At 56.4% G+C, this 23,576-nt stretch carries 20 protein-coding genes; 14 read left to right on the top strand and 6 right to left on the bottom strand.

What is annotated here, in order from left to right:
• The first annotated feature begins 347 nt into the window (after positions 1-347).
• Entirely contained in the window at positions 348-1,631 is a 1,284-nt protein-coding gene (gene gltA, locus NNN71_RS11210; protein ID WP_064548326.1) for a citrate synthase, read from the top strand.
• Between the two features lie 126 nt (positions 1,632-1,757).
• Here the strand turns inward: gltA and nei are convergent, their stop codons facing one another.
• Both nei and NNN71_RS11220 read right to left on the bottom strand, forming a co-directional pair.
• A complete protein-coding gene (nei, locus tag NNN71_RS11215; RefSeq protein ID WP_271458511.1) occupies positions 1,758-2,549 on the bottom strand; it encodes an endonuclease VIII in 792 nt (263 codons plus the stop codon).
• A 106-nt stretch (positions 2,550-2,655) separates the two neighbouring features.
• Entirely contained in the window at positions 2,656-3,399 is a 744-nt protein-coding gene (locus NNN71_RS11220; RefSeq protein ID WP_163449176.1) for a type 2 GTP cyclohydrolase I, read from the bottom strand.
• Between the two features lie 281 nt (positions 3,400-3,680).
• On the opposite strand from NNN71_RS11220, the gene dtpD reads away from it, so the two are divergent.
• Positions 3,681-5,162 carry a dipeptide permease DtpD gene (gene dtpD / locus NNN71_RS11225; RefSeq protein WP_223802181.1) on the top strand — a complete coding sequence of 494 codons (1,482 nt, stop codon included), beginning with the start codon at positions 3,681-3,683 and terminating at the stop codon, positions 5,160-5,162.
• A gap of 24 nt (positions 5,163-5,186) precedes the next feature.
• Here dtpD and phrB read toward each other — a convergent pair whose 3' ends face one another.
• Together phrB and NNN71_RS11235 are read right to left on the bottom strand one after the other, a co-directional pair.
• Positions 5,187-6,608 (bottom strand): deoxyribodipyrimidine photo-lyase, encoded by a 1,422-nt coding sequence (gene phrB / locus NNN71_RS11230; protein ID WP_249022151.1) that lies wholly within the window; start codon positions 6,606-6,608, stop codon positions 5,187-5,189.
• Between the two features lie 142 nt (positions 6,609-6,750).
• Entirely contained in the window at positions 6,751-6,957 is a 207-nt protein-coding gene (locus NNN71_RS11235; protein ID WP_163449173.1) for a YbfA family protein, read from the bottom strand.
• A 305-nt stretch (positions 6,958-7,262) separates the two neighbouring features.
• On the opposite strand from NNN71_RS11235, the gene kdpF reads away from it, so the two are divergent.
• From kdpF to potE, 9 genes are all read left to right on the top strand, one after another.
• Positions 7,263-7,352 (top strand): K(+)-transporting ATPase subunit F, encoded by a 90-nt coding sequence (gene kdpF, locus NNN71_RS11240; RefSeq protein WP_077625464.1) that lies wholly within the window; start codon positions 7,263-7,265, stop codon positions 7,350-7,352.
• On the top strand, positions 7,352-9,031 hold the full coding sequence (gene kdpA / locus NNN71_RS11245; RefSeq protein WP_271458512.1) for a potassium-transporting ATPase subunit KdpA: 1,680 nt from the start codon (positions 7,352-7,354) through the stop codon (positions 9,029-9,031). The genes kdpF and kdpA overlap by 1 nt, the downstream gene beginning before the upstream one ends.
• 20 nt (positions 9,032-9,051) lie before the next feature.
• Complete coding sequence (gene kdpB / locus NNN71_RS11250; RefSeq protein ID WP_163449171.1) at positions 9,052-11,100, top strand: potassium-transporting ATPase subunit KdpB; 2,049 nt, start codon at positions 9,052-9,054, stop codon at positions 11,098-11,100.
• A gap of 10 nt (positions 11,101-11,110) precedes the next feature.
• Complete coding sequence (kdpC, locus tag NNN71_RS11255; RefSeq protein WP_271458513.1) at positions 11,111-11,686, top strand: potassium-transporting ATPase subunit KdpC; 576 nt, start codon at positions 11,111-11,113, stop codon at positions 11,684-11,686.
• Between the two features lie 2 nt (positions 11,687-11,688).
• Positions 11,689-14,376 carry a two-component system sensor histidine kinase KdpD gene (kdpD, locus tag NNN71_RS11260; protein WP_271458522.1) on the top strand — a complete coding sequence of 896 codons (2,688 nt, stop codon included), beginning with the start codon at positions 11,689-11,691 and terminating at the stop codon, positions 14,374-14,376.
• Positions 14,373-15,050: a two-component system response regulator KdpE gene (gene kdpE, locus NNN71_RS11265; protein ID WP_167576393.1), complete on the top strand. Its 678-nt coding sequence runs from the start codon at positions 14,373-14,375 to the stop codon at positions 15,048-15,050. The genes kdpD and kdpE overlap by 4 nt, the downstream gene beginning before the upstream one ends.
• A gap of 276 nt (positions 15,051-15,326) precedes the next feature.
• Positions 15,327-15,431 carry a leader peptide SpeFL gene (gene speFL, locus NNN71_RS11270; protein WP_106875989.1) on the top strand — a complete coding sequence of 35 codons (105 nt, stop codon included), beginning with the start codon at positions 15,327-15,329 and terminating at the stop codon, positions 15,429-15,431.
• Between the two features lie 244 nt (positions 15,432-15,675).
• The gene (gene speF / locus NNN71_RS11275) at positions 15,676-17,871 is read left to right on the top strand and encodes an ornithine decarboxylase SpeF (RefSeq protein WP_271458514.1); all 2,196 of its coding nucleotides are present in this window, start codon (positions 15,676-15,678) and stop codon (positions 17,869-17,871) included.
• A complete protein-coding gene (potE, locus tag NNN71_RS11280; RefSeq protein WP_163449167.1) occupies positions 17,868-19,184 on the top strand; it encodes a putrescine-ornithine antiporter in 1,317 nt (438 codons plus the stop codon). The genes speF and potE overlap by 4 nt, the downstream gene beginning before the upstream one ends.
• A 57-nt stretch (positions 19,185-19,241) precedes the next feature.
• Here potE and pgm read toward each other — a convergent pair whose 3' ends face one another.
• Both pgm and seqA read right to left on the bottom strand, forming a co-directional pair.
• Positions 19,242-20,882 carry a phosphoglucomutase (alpha-D-glucose-1,6-bisphosphate-dependent) gene (pgm, locus tag NNN71_RS11285; protein ID WP_271458515.1) on the bottom strand — a complete coding sequence of 547 codons (1,641 nt, stop codon included), beginning with the start codon at positions 20,880-20,882 and terminating at the stop codon, positions 19,242-19,244.
• A 38-nt stretch (positions 20,883-20,920) separates the two neighbouring features.
• Positions 20,921-21,493: a replication initiation negative regulator SeqA gene (gene seqA / locus NNN71_RS11290; protein ID WP_271458516.1), complete on the bottom strand. Its 573-nt coding sequence runs from the start codon at positions 21,491-21,493 to the stop codon at positions 20,921-20,923.
• Between the two features lie 182 nt (positions 21,494-21,675).
• On the opposite strand from seqA, the gene ybfF reads away from it, so the two are divergent.
• The 3 genes from ybfF to fldA all read left to right on the top strand — a co-directional run bounded on the left by ybfF (position 21,676) and on the right by fldA (position 23,545).
• Positions 21,676-22,440: an esterase gene (gene ybfF, locus NNN71_RS11295; RefSeq protein WP_167576397.1), complete on the top strand. Its 765-nt coding sequence runs from the start codon at positions 21,676-21,678 to the stop codon at positions 22,438-22,440.
• Positions 22,441-22,569: 129 nt separating this feature from the next.
• Positions 22,570-22,863: a LexA regulated protein gene (ybfE, locus tag NNN71_RS11300; RefSeq protein WP_065355529.1), complete on the top strand. Its 294-nt coding sequence runs from the start codon at positions 22,570-22,572 to the stop codon at positions 22,861-22,863.
• A gap of 151 nt (positions 22,864-23,014) precedes the next feature.
• Entirely contained in the window at positions 23,015-23,545 is a 531-nt protein-coding gene (fldA, locus tag NNN71_RS11305) for a flavodoxin FldA (protein ID WP_064548295.1), read from the top strand.
• The last annotated feature ends 31 nt before the right edge of the window (positions 23,546-23,576 follow it).

Raw genomic sequence — 23,576 nt, forward strand, 5'->3', positions numbered from 1 at the left:
TTATTGTTACAACCATCACCTGTAAAAGCATATAATGCTCAAAAGTTATGGGGGCACTCTTTCACCTGATAATAAGTTATGTAACAGTGTGATTGGGTTGACCTGGCCTGGCTGTAACGTTATTAGTGTTTGTTCAGGTTTGAATCATTGGATTGCTAAGACCCTGATTTGCTGTTGTTTCACTGTAGATTAGACGTGCACCGTCAAGCGCCCTTGCTCTGTACCCTTGCTTTATCTCTACAGCAGAGCCGTGAGCCAAATAACAAACTGGCACCGTCGAAATATTTTATGAATTGCAAATCCGGCATCCGGCAGTCTTAAGCAAAAAGGCGCTAAGGAGACCGTAAATGGCTGATACAAAGGCAAAAATCACTCTATCCGGTGATACTGCTATTGAACTTGATGTGCTGAAAGGCACGCTCGGTCAGGATGTTATTGATATCCGTACTCTCGGTTCAAAAGGCATTTTTACTTTTGACCCTGGTTTTACCTCTACCGCATCTTGCGAGTCTAAGATTACTTTTATTGATGGCGACGAAGGGATCCTGCTGCATCGCGGCTTCCCGATCGATCAGTTAGCCACCGAATCTAATTACCTTGAAGTTTGCTACATTCTGCTGTACGGCGAAAAACCGAGCCAGGCCGAATTCGACGAGTTCACCACTACCGTCACTCGCCACACCATGATTCACGAGCAGATCACCCGTCTGTTCCACGCGTTCCGCCGCGACTCTCACCCGATGGCGGTGATGTGCGGGATTACCGGCGCGCTGGCGGCGTTCTACCACGACTCTCTGGACGTGAATAACCCGCGTCATCGTGAAATCGCCGCGTTCCGTCTGCTGTCTAAAATGCCGACCATGGCGGCCATGTGTTACAAATATTCGATTGGCCAGCCGTTTATCTACCCGCGCAACGACCTGTCCTATGCCGGTAACTTCCTGCGTATGATGTTCGCCACGCCGTGTGAAGATTACGAAGTTAACCCGGTGCTGGAACGTGCGATGGACCGTATCCTGATACTGCACGCTGACCACGAGCAGAACGCTTCCACCTCTACCGTGCGTACCGCAGGCTCCAGCGGGGCCAACCCGTTTGCTTGTATCGCGGCCGGTATTGCTTCCCTGTGGGGGCCGGCACACGGCGGCGCCAACGAAGCCGCGCTGAAAATGCTGGAAGAGATCAGCTCCGTTGAGCACATTCCAGAATTCGTGCGTCGCGCGAAAGACAAGAATGACTCTTTCCGCCTGATGGGCTTCGGCCACCGCGTGTACAAAAACTACGATCCACGTGCGACCGTCATGCGCGAAACCTGCCACGAAGTGCTGAAAGAGCTGGGTACCAAAGATGATCTGCTGGAAGTGGCGATGGAGCTGGAGCACATTGCGCTTAACGACCCGTACTTCATCGAGAAGAAACTGTACCCGAACGTCGATTTCTACTCCGGTATCATCCTGAAAGCGATGGGTATTCCGTCCTCCATGTTCACCGTTATCTTCGCGATGGCGCGTACTATCGGCTGGATTGCTCACTGGAACGAAATGCACACCGACGGCATGAAAATCGCGCGTCCGCGTCAGCTGTACACCGGCTACGAGCAGCGTGACTTCAAATCAGACCTCAAGAAGTAAGCGATGGTCTGCACAAAAAAAGCGCCTGCGGGCGCTTTTTTTATTCCCGTAGGCCTGATAAGCAAAGCGCCATCAGGCAATATCGGCGCACATTGCCTGATGGCGGCTACGCCTTATCCGGCCTACTTAACGCTGACACCCCGGGCACCAATAAAACGGCCTTGACGACAACATGGTTTTCTCAATGATCCCGCCGCAGCGCTCACAGGCTTCACCGTCGCGATGAAAAACCTTAAAGCGAAACAACGCGCCGTGATGCTTGTTATCATCCACTTTGCCGCGGGTTTTGTAGGAGAGCCGGGGGATATCCAACAGCGCCTGCGCCAGCGCGTCAAGCTGCGGTTCAGTCAGCTGCGACGCCTTGTGGTGACCCGTTAGCCCCACCTGCCAGAGAATTTCAACCCGCAGATAGTTGCCCAGCCCGGCAAGAAACGCCTGATCCAATAGCAGGCCTGAAAACTGACGGTTGCGAAACGGTGCCGACAGCAGCCGCGCTTTTACCGCCTGCGGCGTCAGCGTCATATCCAGCACGTCTGGCCCGACGCGCAGCAAAAACGGATGCGTTTTCAACGTTTCCGCCGTCAGCATCTCAATATCGGAAGCGCTATACAGCAGGATGGCTTTATCATCCGTTTGTAGCTTCACGCGCAGCACTCGCGTGGTCTTGGGTATTTCGCCAGCCTTCACCACCCGCCATACGCCGTACAGCTGATTATGGCTGTAGAGCGTCAGACCGCCTGAAAAATGTGTCAGCAGCGCCTTACCCCGCGTTTCCACCCGCGTCACATGCTGCCCCACCAGCTCCGCTGCATAGGGCGCAAGTTCGGGAAACGCAAACCACACCTCGGTTAACGTTTTATCTTTTATTGCCGCTTCCAGGCTATCCGCCGCACGACGGATCTCTGGGCCTTCAGGCATGACCATTTCCTTCTACTAAACCAACACGCTGATATCGTGTGCGCCCCGCCCGCGTCGACGCAAGCGGCTATTTCACTATTTCAGGAAGCGTAACGCGCTCACGACATCAAGCCGGGTTCGGGATATCCACAAATGAAACATCCAGATCGGTGGTTTCATTGAGCCATTCGCTCAGCGCACGGATCCCGCCGCGTTCGGTGGCATGGTGGCCCGCAGCATAGAAGTGCAGCCCCTGTTCACGCGCTGAATGGATGGTTTGTTCCGACACTTCGCCAGTAATAAACGCGTCGACGCCAAAGCGCGCGGCGCTATCGATAAAGCCCTGACCACCGCCGGTACACCAGGCCACACGAGAAACTTTATCCGGCCCGGTATCGCCGCTCCACAGCGGTTTACGCCCCAGACGCGCTTCGATCCATGAGGCCAGTTCCAGACCGGACACCGGCATCGACAGCTCTCCCCACGGCACCAGCGATTCGATCTCCCCCTGGACGTTAATCCCCAGCAGTTGCGCCAGCTGAACGTTGTTACCCAGCTCCGGATGCGCATCCAGCGGCAGGTGCCAACCGTAAAGATTGATATCATTTGTCAGCAGCGCCTTCAGGCGATTGCGCTTCATGCCGCGCACGACCGGCGACTCCCCTTTCCAGAAATAGCCGTGATGGACAATCACCGCATCTGCCTGCTGGCGAATGGCTTCATCAATCAGCGCCTGACTGGCGGTGACGCCAGTAATAATCTTCTGCACCGTTTCACGCCCCTCAACCTGCAGGCCGTTAGGCGCGTAATCGCTAAAGGCGGCGCTATTGAGTTTCTCGTTAATCAGTTGTTCTAGCTCGGTATTTTTCATCGTCGCTCCCTTAGCCATTGATGCTGTTAAGCAGAATAAAATAGCGCCCTCGCGCGGCTACGTCGATACACAATTCCTTACCTCTGTCAGGACACCGCTTAACTACGCGAAAAAAATGCGTAAATAACACGATATGTCTGTTTTTATGTGATGGACTTCATGTATATTTATGCAACCATACCGCATATTACAAAGATAATACGCTTTTCTACGTATTATTACATAAATGAAACAAAGCCTTACGCAGCATGCCGTTGCCGGGTTTCGAGGTTAAATGTGCAATGAATAAATCACAATCGCAGCCTAAGGCGATTTACTACGTCGTCGCTCTGCAAATCTGGGAATACTTCAGTTTCTATGGCATGCGCGCGCTGCTGATCCTGTATCTCACCAACCAGTTGAAATACAACGATACCCACGCGTACGAATTATTCAGCGCCTATTGTTCGCTGGTGTACGTTACGCCCATCCTTGGCGGCTATCTGGCGGATAAAGTGCTCGGCAACCGGGTGGCGGTCATGCTCGGCGCACTGCTGATGGTCGTCGGCCATATGGTGCTTGGCGCCAGCGAAATCGCGCCGATGTTCTTGTACCTGTCGCTGGCGATTATCGTCTGCGGCTATGGGCTATTTAAGTCCAACGTCAGCTGCCTGCTGGGCGAACTGTACGAACCCACCGATCCGCGTCGTGACGGCGGCTTCTCGCTGATGTACGCGGCGGGCAACGTCGGCTCTATTATTGCGCCAATCGCCTGCGGCTTCGCGCAAGAGCAGTATAGCTGGGCAATGGGCTTTACGCTGGCAGCCGTCGGCATGCTGGCCGGGTTGGTCATTTTCATTAGCGGTCGCCGCCATTTTGCCCACACGCGTGGGGTAAACAAAGAGGTGCTGTGCGCCCGCAACTTCCTGCTGCCAAACTGGGGCTGGCTGCTGGTGCTGCTGGTGGTTGCGCCGCTGTTCATCACCGTGCTGTTCTGGCAGGAGTGGTCGGTGTATGCGCTGATCGCCGCATCGGTGATTGGCCTTGCGGTTCTGGCGAAAATTTATCGCCGCGCCGAAACCGCCGAGCAGCGTAAAGACCTGCGTCTGATCGTGGTACTGACCTTCTTCAGCCTGCTGTTCTGGGCCTTTGCTCAGCAGGGCGGCAGTTCAATCAGCCTGTATATCGACCGCTTTGTAAACCGTGATGTACTCGGCTATGAAGTGCCTACCGCCATGTTCCAGTCGGTCAACGCCTTTGCGGTCATGCTGTGCGGCGTGGTGCTGGCGTGGCTGATTAAAGAACAGGTCACCAATAACCGCGATCTGCGCATCTGGGGCAAATACGCGCTGGGTCTGGGCCTGATGAGCGCGGGGTTCTGTATTCTGACCCTTAGCGCCCGCTGGTCAGCCACCTATGGCCACTCCTCCATGCCGCTGATGCTGCTGGGGCTGTCGGTGATGGGCTTCGCTGAACTGTTTATCGACCCGGTCGCCATGTCGCAAATCACCCGTATCCAGATCCCGGGCGTGACCGGCGTACTGACCGGCATTTACATGCTGCTTTCCGGTGCGGTAGCCAACTATGTGGCGGGTATTATTGCCGACCAGACCTCGCAGGCATCGTTCGATTCTGCGGGCGCGGCAGACTACTCGATTAACGCTTATATCGACGTATTCAGCCAAATCACCTGGGGCGCGCTGGCCTGTGTCGGCGTGGTGCTGGTTATCTGGTTATATCACACGGTGAAAGTGCGTAGCCGTCGCCTCGCGGTTGACGTCTAACCCGCTCTGACGAGACCTGAATGTTCAGGCCTCGCTCTTTTTCGCTGCTTCATAAGCGGCCAACGTCGCCACCCTCGCCTGCGCGTGATCGACTATCGGTCTCGGATACGCCAGCGTTCTCCCCTGTTTATCGGCCCATACCCACGGTTGATGAATTGCCTTCTCGGGTACCGCCGCCAGTTCCGGCAGCCAGCGGCGGATAAATTCACCGTTTTTATCAAAGCGCTCGCCCTGGGTCGTCGGATTGAAGATGCGAAAATAAGGCGCGGCGTCCGTACCGGTTGACGCGGCCCACTGCCAGCCGCCATTGTTAGCGGCCAGACAGCCATCCACCAGCTGCGACATAAAATAACGCTCACCCTCTCGCCAATCGATCAGCAGATCTTTCACCAGGAAACTGGCGACGATCATTCTCAGGCGATTATGCATCCACCCGGTTTCATTAAGCTGGCGCATCGCCGCATCGACAATCGGGTAGCCGGTCTCGCCTTTCTGCCAGGCAATCAGCGCTTTCTGCGCCGGGTTCCAGCGCACGCGATCGGTCCACGCGATAAACGGCCGATGCTTGCATAAGGCAGGATAATAGGTCAGCAGATGGCGGTAAAACTCGCGCCAGATAAGCTCATTCAGCCAGACGCTCCCCGCGCCGCCGTTAAGCGCCTCCGGCTGTTCTGCCAACAGGCGATGCAGACACTGGCGCGGCGAAAGCACGCCGACGGCGAGGCAGGCCGACAAACGGCTGGTTCCCTCAATAGCCGGGAAATCGCGTTGGGTCTCGTACTCTGCCGCCTGCTGCTGGCAAAAATGGCGCAACTGCGCAATGGCCGCCTTTTCATCGGCGGGAAACAGCATCGCGTCGAACGGCTGCTGAGGATAGGTAAAGTTGAGCGTTTCCTCTGCCGTTACCGTGGGCGCATCGCGTCGCTCCGGCGCGCGGACGCACTCCGGCATATGCGCCTGCAGGCGGCGCAGCCAGGCATTTTTATACGGCGTAAACACTTTATACATTTCCTGGCTACCGGTCATGACCGCACCGGGCGCCAGGATCACGCTGTCATCAAAACCCTGGCAAACCGTGTCGGTAAGCCGGCGCTCTACGGCAGCATCACGCTGGCGCTCGTTAAATTCATACTGATAGTTGTAAAAAAGATGCGTTACGCCATGAGTCTGGCAAACGTCGTGCACCACCTCGACGCTGGCCGCAAAATCGGCCACTTCATGAAACACCAGCGGGATATTTTTCTCCGCCAGCGCTTGGCGGAGCGCGTTCAACTGCGCGGCAATATAGGCCGCCTGACGGGGAGCCATGTCATGCGCAGCCCACTGCTGAGGCGTGGCGATAAACAACGCCAGCACCTGCGCACGCGGATCGCGGCAGGCAGCGGCAAGGGCGAGGTTGTCATGCAGGCGTAAATCGGCGCGGAACCAGACCAGATGAGTGGACATAAAAACCCTGAATATATTTAACTAATACATTCATATTACACCAATTATTTCACCACACGCGGCTGGCCCGTTAACACAAGGCGAAAAAAAACCGCCCCCGTTATAGCAGGAGCGGTTTGTCTCGTTCTTTTACGCCACAACATTAATAAAAGTCGCAGGCGGCCTCTTCAGCTTGTTCCATCCATACCGGTTTCTCACTGGTTTTCGACCAGACGCGGTGCAGATAGCTATAAAAACGGGCGCGGTCTTTCCAGAACAGCATCACCGGCAGCGCGACTATCCCCGCCACCACGGCGAAAGTACGGCGCATTAATATGACGTGTGCAGGATATTTTTTATACAGTTCCATATTCTCTCCCCTAAGTTGGCCGGCAACGCACGCCGGAAAATGAAGCTCAGTAATCTGACTAAAAGAGTACCGCTTTTTGTGTAATTTTACTACTCATCCGACCACTAATTTAAGGCCGTTTTGTCTTTATTTACATTCAAAACGTAATTCAGTTACACGATTGTTAAATTAATACCAATCATTAGTTAAATTGTGGTCTTGTCCATTTTTATACTTTTTTTACACCCCGCCCGCTGATTTTTGCGAAATCTTTGCACCCAAAATCCTACGCTTACCGGCATAACTCAACCATCCGGAGGTGGATTGTGACTACAGGTGTAATAGCTGGCGTGGTGCTGGTATTCCTGTTACTGGCGTATCTGGTTTATGCCCTTTTGAAGGCGGAGGCGCTGTGATGGCTGCTCAGGGATTTTTACTCATTGCCAGCTTCCTGCTGGTGTTGTTTATTCTCGCCCGCCCGCTCGGCAAAATGCTGGCGACAATGATCGGCAACGTGCCGCTGCCGGGTCTGGCGCGTGTGGAAAACGGGCTGTGGCGCGTACTCGGGATTTCCGGCCAGGAGATGAGCTGGAGACGTTATGCTATCGCTATTTTGCTGCTCAACCTGTGCGGCCTGGCCGTCCTGTTCGCGATGCTGATGCTGCAAGGCTATCTGCCGCTGAACCCGCAGCAATTACCGGGACTCTCCTGGCATCTGGCGCTCAATACCGCCGTCAGCTTTGTCAGTAATACCAACTGGCAGTCCTACAGCGGCGAAACAACCCTGAGCTACTTTAGCCAGATGGCTGGGCTGACGGTGCAGAACTTCCTTTCCGCGGCCACCGGTATTGCCGTGCTGTTTGCGCTGGTGCGTGCTTTTGCTCGTCACAACGTCAGCACGCTGGGCAATGCGTGGGTCGATATCACCCGCATTACCCTGTGGCTGCTGCTACCGATTTCTCTGCTACTGGCCCTGTTCTTTATTCAGCAAGGCGCATTGCAGAATATCCTGCCCTATCAGCCATTTACCACAATAGAAGGCGCGCATCAGCTCCTGCCAATGGGGCCAGTCGCTTCGCAGGAAGCGATCAAAATGCTGGGCACCAACGGCGGCGGTTTCTTTAACGCCAACTCCTCACATCCGTTTGAGAACCCCACGGCGTTGACCAACTTCGTGCAGATGTTGGCGATCTTCCTGATCCCGGCGGCGCTGTGCTTCGCCTTCGGCGAGGCGGTGAGCGATAACCGTCAGGGCCGGGCAATTTTGTGGGCCATGACGATCATCTTCGTGGTCTGCGTGGCGGTGGTGATGTGGGCGGAAACCCGCGGTAACCCGCATCTGCTGGCCTTTGGCGCAGACAGCAGCATCAACATGGAAGGGAAAGAGAGCCGCTTCGGCATCCTCGCCAGCAGCCTGTACGCGGTGGTGACCACGGCGGCCTCCTGCGGGGCGGTGAACGCCATGCATGACTCCTTTACCGCGCTGGGCGGCATGATCCCGCTTTGGCTGATGCAGATTGGCGAAGTGGTCTTCGGCGGCGTCGGATCGGGCCTCTACGGCATGCTGCTGTTCGTGCTGCTGGCGGTCTTTATCGCCGGGCTGATGATTGGCCGCACACCGGAGTATCTCGGCAAAAAAATCGACGTGCCGGAGATGAAAATGACCGCGCTGGCGATTCTGGTGACCCCAACGCTGGTATTGCTGGGTACCGCGCTGGCGATGATGACCGACGCAGGCCGTAGCGCAATGGCCAACCCCGGCTCGCACGGTTTTAGCGAAGTGCTCTATGCCGTCTCTTCCGCCGCCAACAACAACGGTAGCGCCTTCGCCGGCCTGAGCGCCAATACGCCGTTCTGGAACTGCCTGCTGGCGGTGTGCATGTTCGTTGGCCGCTTCGGCGTCATCATCCCGGTGATGGCGATTGCCGGTTCACTGGTGAATAAAAAGATCCAGCCCGCGACGCCGGGGACGCTTGCCACCCACGATGCACTGTTTATTGGCCTGCTGATTGGCACCGTGTTGCTGGTTGGCGCCCTGACCTTTATTCCCGCCCTGGCGATTGGCCCGGTGGCGGAACATCTTTCCCTGTTTTGAGTGATGCGGAGCTATTGGTTATGAGTCGTAAACAACTGGGCCTGTTTGAACCGTCGCTGGTTCGCCAGGCGCTGATCGACGCCGTGAAGAAACTCAGCCCTACCGTCCAGTGGCGCAATCCGGTGATGTTTATCGTCTGGATTGGTAGCGTGCTGACCAGCGCGCTGGCCATTGCCATGGCCGTGGGCGCTCTGCCGGGCAACGTGGGTTTCAGCAGCGCTATCGCGCTGTGGCTGTGGTTTACCGTGCTGTTCGCCAACTTTGCCGAAGCCATGGCGGAGGGCCGCAGCAAGGCGCAGGCCAACAGCCTGAAAGGGGTAAAGAAAACCGCTTTTGCCCGCAAACTGCGCGAAGCCCGCTACGGGGCGGAAATGGATCATATTCCGGCCGATGACCTGCGCAAAGGCGACGTGGTGTTGGTGGAAGCCGGTGACATTATCCCCTGCGATGGTGAAGTGATTGAGGGGGGCGCATCGGTCGATGAAAGCGCCATTACCGGGGAATCCGCCCCGGTCATTCGTGAATCCGGCGGCGACTTCGCCTCAGTAACCGGCGGGACGCGTATTCTCTCCGACTGGCTGGTAGTGCGCTGTAGCGTTAACCCGGGTGAGACCTTCCTCGACCGGATGATCGCCATGGTCGAAGGCGCCCAGCGACGTAAAACGCCAAATGAAATCGCGCTAACGATTCTGCTGGTGGCGCTGACCATTGTCTTCTTGCTGGCAACTGCGACCATCTGGCCGTTTTCCGCCTGGAGCGGCGCGCCCATTAGCGTCACCGTGCTGGTCGCCCTGCTGGTGTGCCTGATTCCCACCACCATCGGCGGCCTGCTGTCGGCCATCGGCGTGGCGGGGATGAGCCGCATGCTCGGCGCAAACGTGATTGCCACCAGCGGCCGCGCGGTAGAAGCGGCAGGCGATGTTGACGTACTGCTGCTGGATAAGACCGGCACCATTACCCTGGGGAACCGTCAGGCCTCGCAGTTCCTGCCGGCTCAGGGCGTGGATGAGAAAACGCTGGCCGATGCCGCGCAGCTCTCGTCGCTTGCTGATGAAACGCCGGAAGGCCGCAGCATCGTGGTACTGGCAAAACAGCGCTTCAATCTGCGCGAACGTGATGTCCAGGCGCTACACGCCACCTTCGTGCCGTTTACCGCCCAAAGCCGAATGAGCGGCATCAATATTGATAACCGCATGATCCGTAAAGGTTCGGTCGATGCTATTCGCCGCCATATTGAGAGCAACGGCGGTCACTTCCCGCTGGATGTCGAGCAGAAGGTCGAAAGTGTTGCCAGTCTGGGCGCCACGCCGCTGGTGGTGGCCGAAGGCGCACGGGTGCTCGGCGTCATCGCGCTGAAAGACATCGTCAAAGGCGGCATTAAAGAGCGCTTTGCCCAGTTACGCAAAATGGGCATTAAAACGGTGATGATCACCGGCGACAACCGGCTGACCGCCGCCGCCATTGCTGCGGAAGCGGGCGTTGATGACTTCCTCGCCGAAGCCACGCCGGAAGCCAAACTGGCGTTGATTCGTCAGTATCAGTCCGAAGGCCGGATGGTGGCGATGACCGGCGACGGTACCAACGACGCTCCCGCGCTGGCACAGGCCGACGTGGCGGTCGCGATGAACTCAGGTACGCAGGCGGCGAAGGAAGCCGGCAACATGGTGGATCTGGACTCTAACCCGACCAAGCTGATTGAGGTGGTGCATATCGGTAAACAGATGCTGATGACGCGCGGCTCGCTGACCACGTTCAGCATCGCTAACGACGTGGCGAAATATTTCGCCATTATCCCGGCAGCCTTTGCCGCCACCTGGCCGCAGTTGGGCGTGCTCAACATTATGCACCTGCACTCACCGAACTCGGCCATTCTCAGCGCGGTGATTTTTAACGCGCTTATCATCGTCTTCCTGCTGCCGCTGGCGCTGAAAGGCGTGAGCTACCGCCCGCTGTCGGCATCGGCGATGCTGCGCCGCAACCTGTGGATTTACGGCGCGGGCGGGCTGGTGGTGCCGTTTATCGGTATTAAAGTGATTGATTTACTGTTAACCCTGCTGGGTCTGGTGTGAGGAAATAACCATGTCTGCATTACGTCCTGCCATTGTCATTTTTCTATTCCTGGCGGTGATTACCGGCGGCGTCTATCCGTTGCTGACCACCGCGTTAGGGCAGTGGTTGTTCCATACTCAGGCGAACGGTTCGCTGATTTTTGAAAACCATGAGATTCGTGGATCGCAGCTTATCGGCCAGAACTTTAGCGATCCCGGCTATTTCCAGGGGCGTCCATCCGCCACCGCTGACGCGCCGGATAACCCGATGGCCTCCGGCGGCAGCAACCTGGCGGGCAGCAACCCGGCGCTGGATAAACTGTTTACGGACCGTATTGCCGCGCTGCGCGCCGCTAACCCGGACGCCAGCCGCACGGTACCGGTTGAACTGGTGACCGCGTCCGCCAGCGGTCTGGATGCCAACCTGTCCCCTGCCGCCGCACTGTGGCAGGTGCCGCGTATCGCCAAAGCGCGCGGGCTCTCGCCGCAATGGTTAACGCAACAGGTACAGGCGGCAACCCATACGCCGCTACTCGGCTTTCTCGGCCAAGCTGTGGTAAATATTATTGAGCTGAATATGGCGCTGGATGCCCACAAGGATAATTGATGATGACCAACGAGCCGCTGCGTCCGAACCCGGATCGCCTGCTGGAACAAACCGCCGACGCGCACCGCGGAAAGCTGAAGATATTCTTCGGCGCCTGCGCCGGGGTAGGTAAAACCTGGGCGATGCTGGCAGAGGCGCAGCGGCTGCGTACGCAGGGGTTGGACGTGCTGGCGGGCGTGGTAGAAACCCATGGCCGCAAAGAGACCGCCGCGATGCTGAATGGCCTGAGCATTTTGCCGCCAAAGCGCACCGCCTACCGCGGTCGCTATGTGATGGAATTCGACCTGGATGCCGCCCTCGCCCGCCGTCCGGCGCTGGTGTTAATGGATGAGCTGGCCCACAGCAACGCGCCCGGCTCCCGCCATCCCAAACGCTGGCAGGACATCGATGAGCTGCTGGAAGCGGGCATCGACGTCTTCACCACCGTTAACGTGCAGCATCTGGAGAGCCTGAACGATGTCGTCAGCGGCGTCACCGGTATTCAGGTGCGGGAAACCGTGCCCGATCCTTTTTTTGACGCCGCGGATGAGGTGGTGCTGGTGGATCTGCCGCCGGACGACCTCCGTCAGCGCCTGAACGAAGGCAAAGTTTATCTGGCCGGCCAGGCTGAACGCGCGATCGAGAATTTCTTTCGTAAAGGTAACCTGATCGCCCTGCGCGAACTGGCTCTACGTCGTACCGCCGAGCGGGTGGACGATCAAATGCGCGCCTGGCGCGACGGTCAGGGGCAGGAAAAAGTGTGGCATACCCAGGACGCGATCCTGCTGTGTATTGGCCATCATGCCGGCAGCGAAAAGCTGGTGCGCACCGCCGCGCGTCTGGCCGCCCGGCTGGGCAGCGTCTGGCACGCCGTTTACGTTGAAACCCCTACGCTGCACCGTCTGCCCGAACCGCAACGCCGCGCTATCCTTAACGCACTGCGCCTGGCGCAGGAGCTGGGCGCAGAGACCGCGACGTTGTCGGAGCCGTCCGAGGAAGCGGCGGTGATCCGCTATGCGCGTGAACACAATCTGGGCAAAATTGTCATTGGCCGTCAGCAGAAGCGTCGCTGGTGGCGCGGCGAGCGCTTCGGCGACCGGTTGACTCGCCACGCGCCGGAGCTGGACCTGCTGGTGATAGGCGTAGATGAGACGCCCCTGCCGCTGCCCGAGCGCTCAAGCGACCGCCGCCCGTTTATCGACAAATGGCGCGTCCAGATCCGTGGCTGCCTGGTGGCGCTTGGGCTGTGCGCCGCCATAACGTTGGTGGCCGCTCAGTGGCTCATGACATTTGACGCCGCCAACCTGGTCATGCTCTATCTGCTGGGCGTGGTGATCGTCGCGCTGTTCTATGGCCGCTGGCCTTCGGTACTGGCGACGGTGATCAACGTGGTCAGTTTTGATCTCTTCTTTATCGCCCCACGCGGCACGCTGGCCGTCTCCGATGTCCAGTACCTGCTCACCTTCGGCGTGATGCTCACCGTCGGTCTGGTCATCGGTAATCTGACCGCTGGCGTGCGCTATCAGGCGCGTGTGGCCCGCTATCGCGAGCAACGAACACGGCACCTGTATGAAATGTCGAAAACACTCGCGGTGGGTCGCAACGCCCGGGATATCGCCCTCACCTGCGAGCAATATATTCGCTCGACCTTCCACGCCCGCAGCCAGGTGCTACTGCCGGACGAAAACGGGAAGCTGGCGGCGCTGAATCATCAGGAAGGTATGACGCCGTGGGATGAAGCCATCGCCCACTGGAGCTTTGACAAAGGGCTACCCGCCGGAGCGGGAACCGACACGCTCCCCGGCGTCCCCTATCTGATTCTGCCGCTACGCAGCGCGGATAAAACCCACGGACTGGTCGTCGTCGAGCCCAATAATCTGCGTCAGCTGATGGTGCCGGAACAACAGCGACTGCTGGAAACCTTTACCCTGCTGGTCTCCAGCGCGCTGGAGCGGCTGGCATTGACGGCCAGCGAAGAGCAATCAAGGCTTATCAGCGAACGCGAAAGCCTGCGTAACTCGCTGCTCGCCGCGCTGTCGCACGACCTGCGCACACCGTTGACCGTGCTGTTTGGCCAGGCCGAAATTCTGACGCTCGATCTCGCCAGCAGCGGTTCGCCCTACGCGCCGCAGGCGAACGAAATTCGCCAGCACGTGCTTAACACTACGCGTCTGGTAAACAATCTGCTGGATATGGCGCGAATTCAGTCCGGTGGCTTTAATCTCAATAAGGAGTGGCTGACGCTCGAAGAGGTCGTGGGCAGCGCACTGCGTACGCTGGAACCCACGCTTGGCGGGAGGAAAATCCTTCTTACCCTGCCCGACCCGCTGATGCTGGTGCACCTCGACGGCCCGCTGTTTGAGCGAGTGCTCAACAACCTGCTGGAGAACGCCGTGAAGTACGCGGGCAGCGAGGCGCAAATCGGTATTCGCTCGGCAACGGAAAACAACCGCCTGCTGTTGGACGTTTGGGACAGTGGGCCGGGGATTCCAGGCGGCCAGGAACAGCATATTTTTGCCAAATTCGCCCGTGGCCACAAAGAGTCGGCCATTCCCGGCGTGGGGCTAGGTCTGGCCATTTGTCAGGCCATCGTTGAGATTCATGGCGGGACGCTGTCTGTCAGTAACCGCCCGGAAGGCGGCGCCTGTTTTCGTGTTACACTGCCACTGGAACAACCGCCTGAACTTGAAGAGGGATACGAAGAGCTGTGACCAGCGTTTTGATTGTTGAAGACGAACACGCCATTCGCCGTTTTCTGCGTACCGCGCTGGAAGCCGAAGACCTGCGCGTTTTTGATGCCGAAACCCTCCAGCGCGGGTTACTGGAAGCGGCGACGCGCAAACCAGACCTGGTGATCCTCGATCTCGGCCTGCCGGACGGTGATGGCCTCGATTTTATTCGCGATATCCGCCAGTGGAGCCCGGTGCCGATTATTGTGCTGTCGGCGCGCAGTGAAGAGAGTGACAAGATAGCGGCGCTGGATGCAGGCGCCGACGATTATCTGAGTAAACCATTTGGCATCGGCGAGCTTCAGGCGCGCTTACGCGTCGCGCTACGTCGCCATGCCGGTGCCCAGCCCAATGAACCCGTCGTCTCCTTTGCTGATATCACCGTTGACCTCGCCTCACGGCGAATTACCCGTGGCAGTGCAGAAATCCATCTCACCCCGATTGAATTCCGTCTGCTGGCGGTACTGCTCAATAATGCCGGTAAAGTGCTCACCCAACGCCAACTGCTCAGCCAGGTATGGGGACCCAATGCCGTAGAACATAGTCACTATTTGCGCATTTATATGGGGCATCTTCGCCAGAAACTGGAAATAGATCCCGCGCGTCCTCAGCATTTATTAACTGAAACCGGAATTGGCTATCGTTTCATGTTGTGAATAGTTATTCATATTTACAACATAGCCAAATTTTATTTTTAATCAGAAATAACTCAATCTGAAAATATTAAAATACGGTTTTAAAACCCTTTCAAATATATAATTAACACAATTTATTTACATTACTTAAACAATCCAGCATTTTATCCTGGCCCGTAGCTCATCAATAATGAATAATTTTATAAATGATCTCTTATTGTTGATCACCCTCACAGTTTTAAGCCCACCCGGAGATAAAATGGCTGCGCTTTAGGATATTCATCTGAGGTATACGAAATGGAAAACAATAACCGATTGATGCCCCACATACGGCGGACAACACATATTATGATGTTTGCCCACCGTAATAGTTTCGACTTTCACTTCTTTAACGCCCGATAAGTCTCCCGACTTCGGGCGCCTCGCAGTTATTCCTTGCTAATTCAGGCTTCTAGCCTGCTGCCTGCGCTCGCCATGACAAACCTGTATCTGCCGGCCACCGGACCGAGTTGGGTTTGCTACATTCTGAAAAAAGCAATGTTCTGATTTTATTGTCAGCGAGATCTTATTGCTTTTTTTCCGGCGATATCAATTTCTCCATTGAGAAATTGAGGGACTGCTATTACCTAAAATAAAGAGTCGAAAAATGTCTGAATTAAAAATTGCCGTAAGTCGTTCATGCCCTGACTGCTTTACTACCCAGCGTAGTATTATCAATACCTGCGACACCCACTTTATTGATGTCGCGGCTGCCGTATTATCTATTGAAGACGTTGAGTGCGGTAAACTCGACGAAATAGATGCGACGGGTTATAACCTGCCGGTATTTATTGCTATTAATAAAGATCAAATCGTTCCGGCTGAATATCTTGCCCGCATTCAAGGGGTATTCGAGCACGATGAAACCCGCAACGATTTCTATGGCCGCCAGTTAGAGGCCGCCGCCCACAAGTACGAAGTCAATCTGCGCCCGCCGTTCTTCAGTGCGTTAGTGGATTATGTCGCCCAGGGCAACAGTGCCTTTGATTGCCCGGGGCATCAGGGCGGCGAATTCTTCCGCCGTCATCCAGCAGGGAATCAGTTTGTCGAGTACTTTGGCGAAACGCTTTTCCGTTCCGACCTGTGCAACGCCGACGTGGCAATGGGTGACCTGTTAATCCACGAAGGCGCGCCGTGCATCGCTCAGCAGCACGCGGCGAAGGTGTTTAACGCCGACAAAACCTACTTCGTGCTCAACGGCACCTCCTCCTCTAACAAAGTGGTGCTCAACGCGCTGCTGACTCCGGGGGATTTAGTGCTGTTTGACCGTAACAACCACAAATCCAACCACCACGGCGCGCTGTTGCAGGCTGGAGCCACACCGGTCTACCTGGAAACCGCACGTAACCCGTATGGCTTTATCGGCGGTATCGACGCCCACTGCTTTGAAGAAGGCTATCTGCGTGAACTGGTGGCAGAAGTGGCGCCAAACCGCGCACGTAACGAACGCCCGTTCCGTCTGGCGGTCATCCAGCTTGGCACCTACGATGGCACTATCTATAACGCCCGTCAGGTGGTGGATAAAATCGGTCACCTGTGCGACTACATCCTGTTTGACTCCGCGTGGGTAGGCTACGAACAGTTCATTCCGATGATGGCCGACTGCTCGCCGCTGCTGCTGGAACTGAATGAAAACGATCCGGGGATTCTGGTGACTCAGTCGGTGCACAAACAGCAGGCCGGTTTCTCCCAGACTTCGCAGATCCATAAAAAAGATAGTCATATCAAAGGCCAACAGCGCTATGTGCCGCATAAGCGTCTCAACAACGCCTTTATGATGCACGCGTCCACCAGCCCGTTCTACCCGCTGTTTGCCGCGCTGGACGTCAACGCGCGGATGCACGAAGGACAGGCGGGCCGCAATATGTGGATGGACTGCGTCTCGAACGGCATTGAAGCGCGTAAGCTGATTCTGGATAACTGCCACCATATTCGTCCGTTTGTTCCCGCCGAGATTGACGGTAAACCGTGGCAATCCTGGCCGACCGAGCAGATTGCCAACGACCTGCGCTTCTTCCACTTCGTCCCGGGCGAACGCTGGCACGGCTTCGAAGGCTACGCAGAGCATCAGTACTTCGTTGACCCGTGCAAACTGCTGCTGACCACCCCAGGCATTGACGCTAACGGCGAGTACGACACCTTTGGCGTGCCAGCCACCATTCTGGCCAACTACCTGCGTGAACACGGCGTGGTGCCGGAAAAATGCGACCTCAACTCAATCCTGTTCCTGCTGACGCCAGCGGAAGATATGGCCAAGCTGCAACAGCTGGTTGCGCTGCTGGTGCGCTTCGAAACGCTGCTGGAATCTGACGCGCCGCTGCAAGAGGTGCTGCCGTCGCTCTACGGTCAGCATGAAGATCGTTACGCCGGTTACACCCTTCGCCAGTTGTGCCAGGAAATGCACAACCTTTATGCCCGCCATAACGTGAAACAGCTGCAAAAAGAGATGTTCCGCAAATCGCACTTCCCGCGCGTCAGCATGAACCCGCAGGAAGCGAACTTTGCCTACATCCGCGGCGAGGTCGATCTGGTGCCGCTGTCGATGGCGGAAGGCAAAATCGCCGCCGAAGGCGCCCTGCCGTATCCTCCTGGCGTGCTGTGCGTTGTCCCGGGTGAAATCTGGGGGGATTCCGTTCTGCGCTACTTCAAAGCGCTGGAAGAAGGCATCAACCTGCTGCCGGGATTTGCGCCAGAACTGCAAGGGGTTTACATCCAGGAACACAACGGTCGCAAAGAAGTGTGGTGCAACGTGATTAAACCTCAGCAGCCGCTGCCAGCGATGCTGAAAGGGGAGAAATTATGAGCAAAGCCAACAATAAAATGGGTGTTGTTCAGCTCACCATCCTGACGATGGTGAACATGATGGGCTCCGGTATCATCATGCTGCCCACCAAGCTCGCTGAAGTCGGCACCATTTCCATTATCTCCTGGCTGGTCACCGCCGTCGGTTCGATGGCGCTGGCCTGGGCCTTCGCTAAATGCGGGATGTTCAGTAAAAAATCCGGCGGCATGGGCGGCTATGCGGAGTATGCCTTTGGTAAGTCGGGCAACTTTATGGCCAACTATACCTATGGGGTATCGCTGCTGATTGCCAACGTCGCGATCGCGATTTCGGCGGTGGGTTATGGCACCGAGCTTTTCGGTGCCGCACTGAGCCCAGTGCAAATTGGGCTCGCCACCATCGGCGTGCTGTGGATCTGTACTGTTGCCAACTTCGGCGGCGCGCGCATTACCGGACAGATCAGCAGCATCACGGTATGGGGCGTCATTATCCCGGTGGTGGGTCTGTGCGTGATTGGCTGGTTCTGGTTCAGCCCGACAATGTACGTCGAGTCCTGGAACCCGCATCACGTGCCGTTCTTTAGCGCGGTCGGTTCATCCATCGCCATGACGCTGTGGGCCTTCCTCGGTCTGGAATCTGCCTGCGCCAACGCTGAAGTGGTGGAAAACCCGGAACGTAACGTGCCGATCGCCGTGCTCGGCGGGACGCTGGGGGCGGCGGTGATTTACATTGTCTCCACCAACGTGATTGCCGGGATTGTGCCAAATATGGACCTGGCTAACTCAACCGCCCCGTTCGGCCTGGCCTTCGCGCAAATGTTCACGCCGGAAGTCGGTAAAGTGATCATGGCGCTGATGGTCATGTCCTGCTGCGGTTCACTGCTCGGCTGGCAGTTCACTATCGCCCAGGTATTCAAATCCTCGGCTGACGAAGGCTACTTCCCGAAAGTATTCTCTCAGGTTAGCAAGGCGGATGCGCCGGTTAAGGGGATGCTGGTCATCGTGGTCATTCAGTCCGGGCTGTCGCTGATGACCATCAGCCCGTCGCTGAATAATCAGTTCAACGTGCTGGTAAACCTGGCGGTCGTCACCAACATTATTCCGTACATCCTGTCGATGGCAGCGCTGGTTATTATCCAGCGTATGGCTAACGTGCCGATGAACAAAGCGCGCATCGCTAACTTCGTGGCATTCGTTGGGGCAATGTATAGCTTCTATGCGCTCTACTCTTCCGGTGAAGAAGCGATGCTGTACGGTTCCATCGTGACGTTCCTCGGCTGGACGCTGTACGGGCTGGTGTCACCGCGTTTTGAGTTGAAGAATAAACACGGTTAATACCAATGAGGCAATAAAAAAGGGAGCCATTCGGCTCCCTTTTTCTTACCCATGCAATCAGGCGTTTTTCAGCACTTCGCTAACAATCTCTACCGCTTCTTTCTCAATCTGCTGACGATGCTCAGCGCCAAGGAAGCTTTCGCAGTAAATCTTGTACGCATCTTCCGTACCGGACGGACGCGCCGCAAACCAGCCGTTATCGGTCATCACTTTCAGACCACCGATAGATGCGCCGTTACCCGGTGCAGCGGTCAGGCGTGCGGTAATCGGATCACCGGCCAGAGTGCTGGCGCTGACCATCTCAGGAGAGAGCTTAGACAGCGCCGCTTTCTGTGCGGAAGTCGCGCTCGCCTGCAGACGGTTATAGCTTGGCGCGCCGAAACGTGCTGCCAGGTCGTTGTAGTGTTCCTGCGGATTCTTACCGGTGACGGCGGTGATTTCTGCCGCCAGCAGGCACATGATGATCCCGTCTTTATCGGTTGACCACGGCGTACCATCGAAGCGCAGGAAGGAAGCGCCCGCGCTCTCTTCGCCGCCGAAGCCAAAACTACCGTCGAACAGGCCATCAACAAACCATTTAAAGCCCACCGGCACTTCAACCAGCTTACGGCCCAGGTCGTTCACCACGCGGTCAATCATTGCGGAAGAGACCAGGGTTTTACCCACGGCAACGTCTTTGCCCCACTGCGGACGATGCTGGAACAGGTAGTTGATCGCCACCGCCAGGTAGTGGTTCGGGTTCATCAGCCCGGCCGGGGTAACAATACCGTGACGGTCGTAGTCAGGATCGTTGGCAAATGCCAGGTCGAACTTATCACGCAGCGCCAGCAGGCCCGCCATCGCGCACTCGGAAGAGCAGTCCATACGGATTGCGCCATCTTTATCGAGGTGCATGAAGCGGAAAGTCTGGTCAACGTGATCGTTAACGATAGTCAGGTTCAGGTTGTAGTGCTTCGCGATACGTTTCCAGTATTCGATACCGGAACCGCCCAGCGGATCAACGCCCAGCGTCAGACCGGCTTTCTGGATCGCCGCCATATCGACGATATCCGCCAGCCCTTCAATGAACGGCTGCACCAGATCGACTTCCTTCACATGACCCGAGGCCAGCGCCGCATCGTAAGAGATGCGCTTCACGCCGTTCAGATCGGCGGCCAACAGCGCGTTAGCGCGGTCTTCAACCACTTTGGTGACGTTGGTATCAGCCGGGCCACCGTTTGGCGGGTTGTACTTGATACCACCGTCTTCCGGCGGGTTGTGGGACGGCGTAATGACAATGCCATCGGCCAGCGGGCCGCCTTTCTTGTTGTGCACCAGGATAGCGTTGGAAACCGCCGGTGTCGGCGTGAAACCATTGTTTTCCTGCACAATCACATCAACACCATTCGCCGCTAACACTTCAAGTACGGAGATGAACGCAGGCTCAGAAAGCGCGTGCGTATCTTTTCCGACGTAGCATGGGCCCGAAATTCCATTTTTCGCGCGCTCTTCAGCAATCGCCTGAGCAATGGCCAAAATATGCTTTTCATTGAAGCTGTGACGACCTGCGCTACCGCGGTGACCGGAGGTCCCGAATTTCACCGCATGTTCCGCATTGCTCACATCCGGCTGCAGCACGTAGTACTGGGCCGTCAGTTGAGCGACGTTGATCAAATCACTCTGCTGTGCGGGTTCACCCGCACGGGTATGGTTTGCCATTGCCTGGTCCTTCTTATGCAAGGGTTAGATTGTCAGTATTAGATGGTACCGCAAACCTTCTCAATCAATTCCGCCGGGAATTGCATTGACTGCATGATGTGTTCGACCATGCTGCATTTACGGCCCGTATTGGTATTGGTAATGACCCAGTATGGCGTATCCGGAACCTGTTTTGGTTTCGTCTGATTGCCGTTTTTCAGCAGCGTTTGCTCGTCGGCAGCAAAGTAGACGCGGGTACGGCCATGAAGGGATTCGGTTGCCTCAGCAAACGCATTGTTGTCCAGAGAGTACAGCGTGGTCAGCACCAGCATGAAGCGGTTTACCGCTTTCTTCTGCTCTGCATACTCGTCGGAGAGCAGCAGTTCGCGCATGGCACGGACTTTATCTTTGGCGGATTTAACCGTTTTCACCTCAGCAACGGGGGCAGCAGCGGGCGCCGGAGCGGCAACCGTTTCTGCTTTGACGACCGGCGCGGCAGCGACGGCTGCGGGCTGGGAAGCGGCGGTGAATTTCAGCATACGCCGTAAAATGTCGGACGCGCTCTCGCCAATGCGCAGAGTATGGGCTGCAATATAGCGATAGAGCTCGTCATCAACTTCGATCGTTTTCATCTTAATCCGGTGCGATAATTTTTCTGAATACAGTTTATTGGGATTATAAAGTCAAAACCCAACAGCGGGTAGCGCCAAACCAGGGGCACGGCAAAATTCGGATGAGTTCCTCACTTGCCCCTGAGCGTTAGAATGTTCAACATGATACCCTAACCCGACAATGCGAAAAAAAGAACTTTGCTATGAAATTGAATTTCCGAGCGCAAACTGCACAAAACCTGCACAATAATTCCCCCATCGTCCTGGTCCACGGTCTGTTCGGCAGCCTGGATAACCTCGGCATTCTCGCCCGCGACCTGCTTGCCGATCACGATGTCATTCAGGTCGACATGCGTAACCACGGTCTGTCGCCGCGTTCCGACGATATGAGCTATCCGGCCATGGCGCAGGATTTGCTCGATACTCTCGACGCCAACCAGATTGAGAAAGCGACATTCATCGGCCATTCAATGGGCGGAAAAGCGGTGATGGCGCTGACCGCACTGGCCCCGGAGCGCATCGACCGCCTGGTGGCAATCGACATTGCGCCAGTGGATTACCACGTGCGTCGTCATGATGAGATTTTTGCCGCCATTAACGCCGTCACCAGCGCGGGCGTCTCCACGCGCCAGCAGGCAGCCACGGTGATGCGCGAGTATCTGCATGAAGAAGGCGTGATTCAGTTTCTGCTGAAGTCGTTTGTTGACGGTGCCTGGCGCTTTAACGTGCCGGTGCTGTGGGAGCAATATCCCCATATCGTCGGCTGGGAAACCATTCCGGCCTGGGAACACCCTGCGCTGTTTATTCCCGGCGGCAATTCACCGTATGTCACCGAAGCCTATCGTGACGATCTGCTGGCGCAGTTCCCGCAGGCGAAAGCGCACGTGATTGCCGGGGCGGGTCACTGGGTTCACGCCGAAAAACCGGACGCCGTGCTGCGCGCCATTCGCCGTTACCTCGCTGAGTGATTAAAAATGCATCGACCGCGCGCCAGAATGGCCGTGGTCGTTGGCGTGCGGGTTTCACTGTTGTATGATTGCGCGCTGTCTGCACCGGGCACCGTCCGGTAGCTTGTTTCCCCGAAGTCACTCAGAACCATGGCAAAAGAACAAACGGACCGTACGACATTAGATTTGTTCGCAAATGAGCGTCGGCCGGGAAGACCCAAAACCAATCCGCTTTCGCGTGACGAACAGCTCCGCATTAATAAGCGCAATCAGCTCAAACGCGACAAAGTTCGTGGGCTTAAGCGCGTCGAGTTAAAGCTAAACAGCGACGCCGTTGATGCGCTCAACGAGCTGGCGGCAGCCCGTGAGATGAGCCGCAGCGAACTCATCGAAGAGATGCTGATGAGCCAACTGGCGCTGCTGCACGGGCAAGGGAAAGTCTGAAATACCCCCCCAGAACGCACTTTCATGTAGCAGAGTGTGCAGTACGGCACGATAGCTGTTTCCGCCCGCTTCTCTGTTCTGCTATGATTGCCCTTATCTGTGGGCAATAAGCCACCACCATATCATTAAGTTTCAAGAGGTTATTTTACTCATGGCAATCGTTGGCATCTTCTTCGGTAGCGACACCGGGAACACCGAAAATATCGCAAAAATGATTCAAAAACAGCTTGGTAAAGATGTCGCTGACGTTCACGACATTGCCAAGAGCAGCAAAGAAGACCTGGCAGGCTATGATATCCTGCTGCTGGGTATCCCAACCTGGTACTACGGTGAAGCACAGTGCGACTGGGACGATTTCTTCCCGTCTCTGGAAGAAGTTGACTTCAACGGTAAGCTGGTCGCCCTCTTCGGCTGTGGCGATCAGGAAGACTACGCGGAGTACTTCTGCGATGCGCTGGGTACGATTCGCGACATCATTGAGCCAAACGGCGCGACCATCGTTGGTCACTGGCCAACCGCAGGCTACCACTTCGAAGCGTCGAAAGGCCTGGCCGATGACGACCACTTCGTGGGTCTGGCGATTGACGAAGACCGTCAGCCGGAGCTGACCGCCGAACGCGTTGAAAAATGGGTTAAGCAGGTTGCTGAAGAGCTGCACCTCGACGAAATCAAAAACGCCTGATGATATTGAGGCGCGATAACAAATCGCGCCT

Source organism: Kluyvera sp. Awk 3, from assembly GCF_028069715.1.
Taxonomy (GTDB): Bacteria; Pseudomonadota; Gammaproteobacteria; order Enterobacterales; family Enterobacteriaceae; genus Kluyvera; species Kluyvera georgiana_A.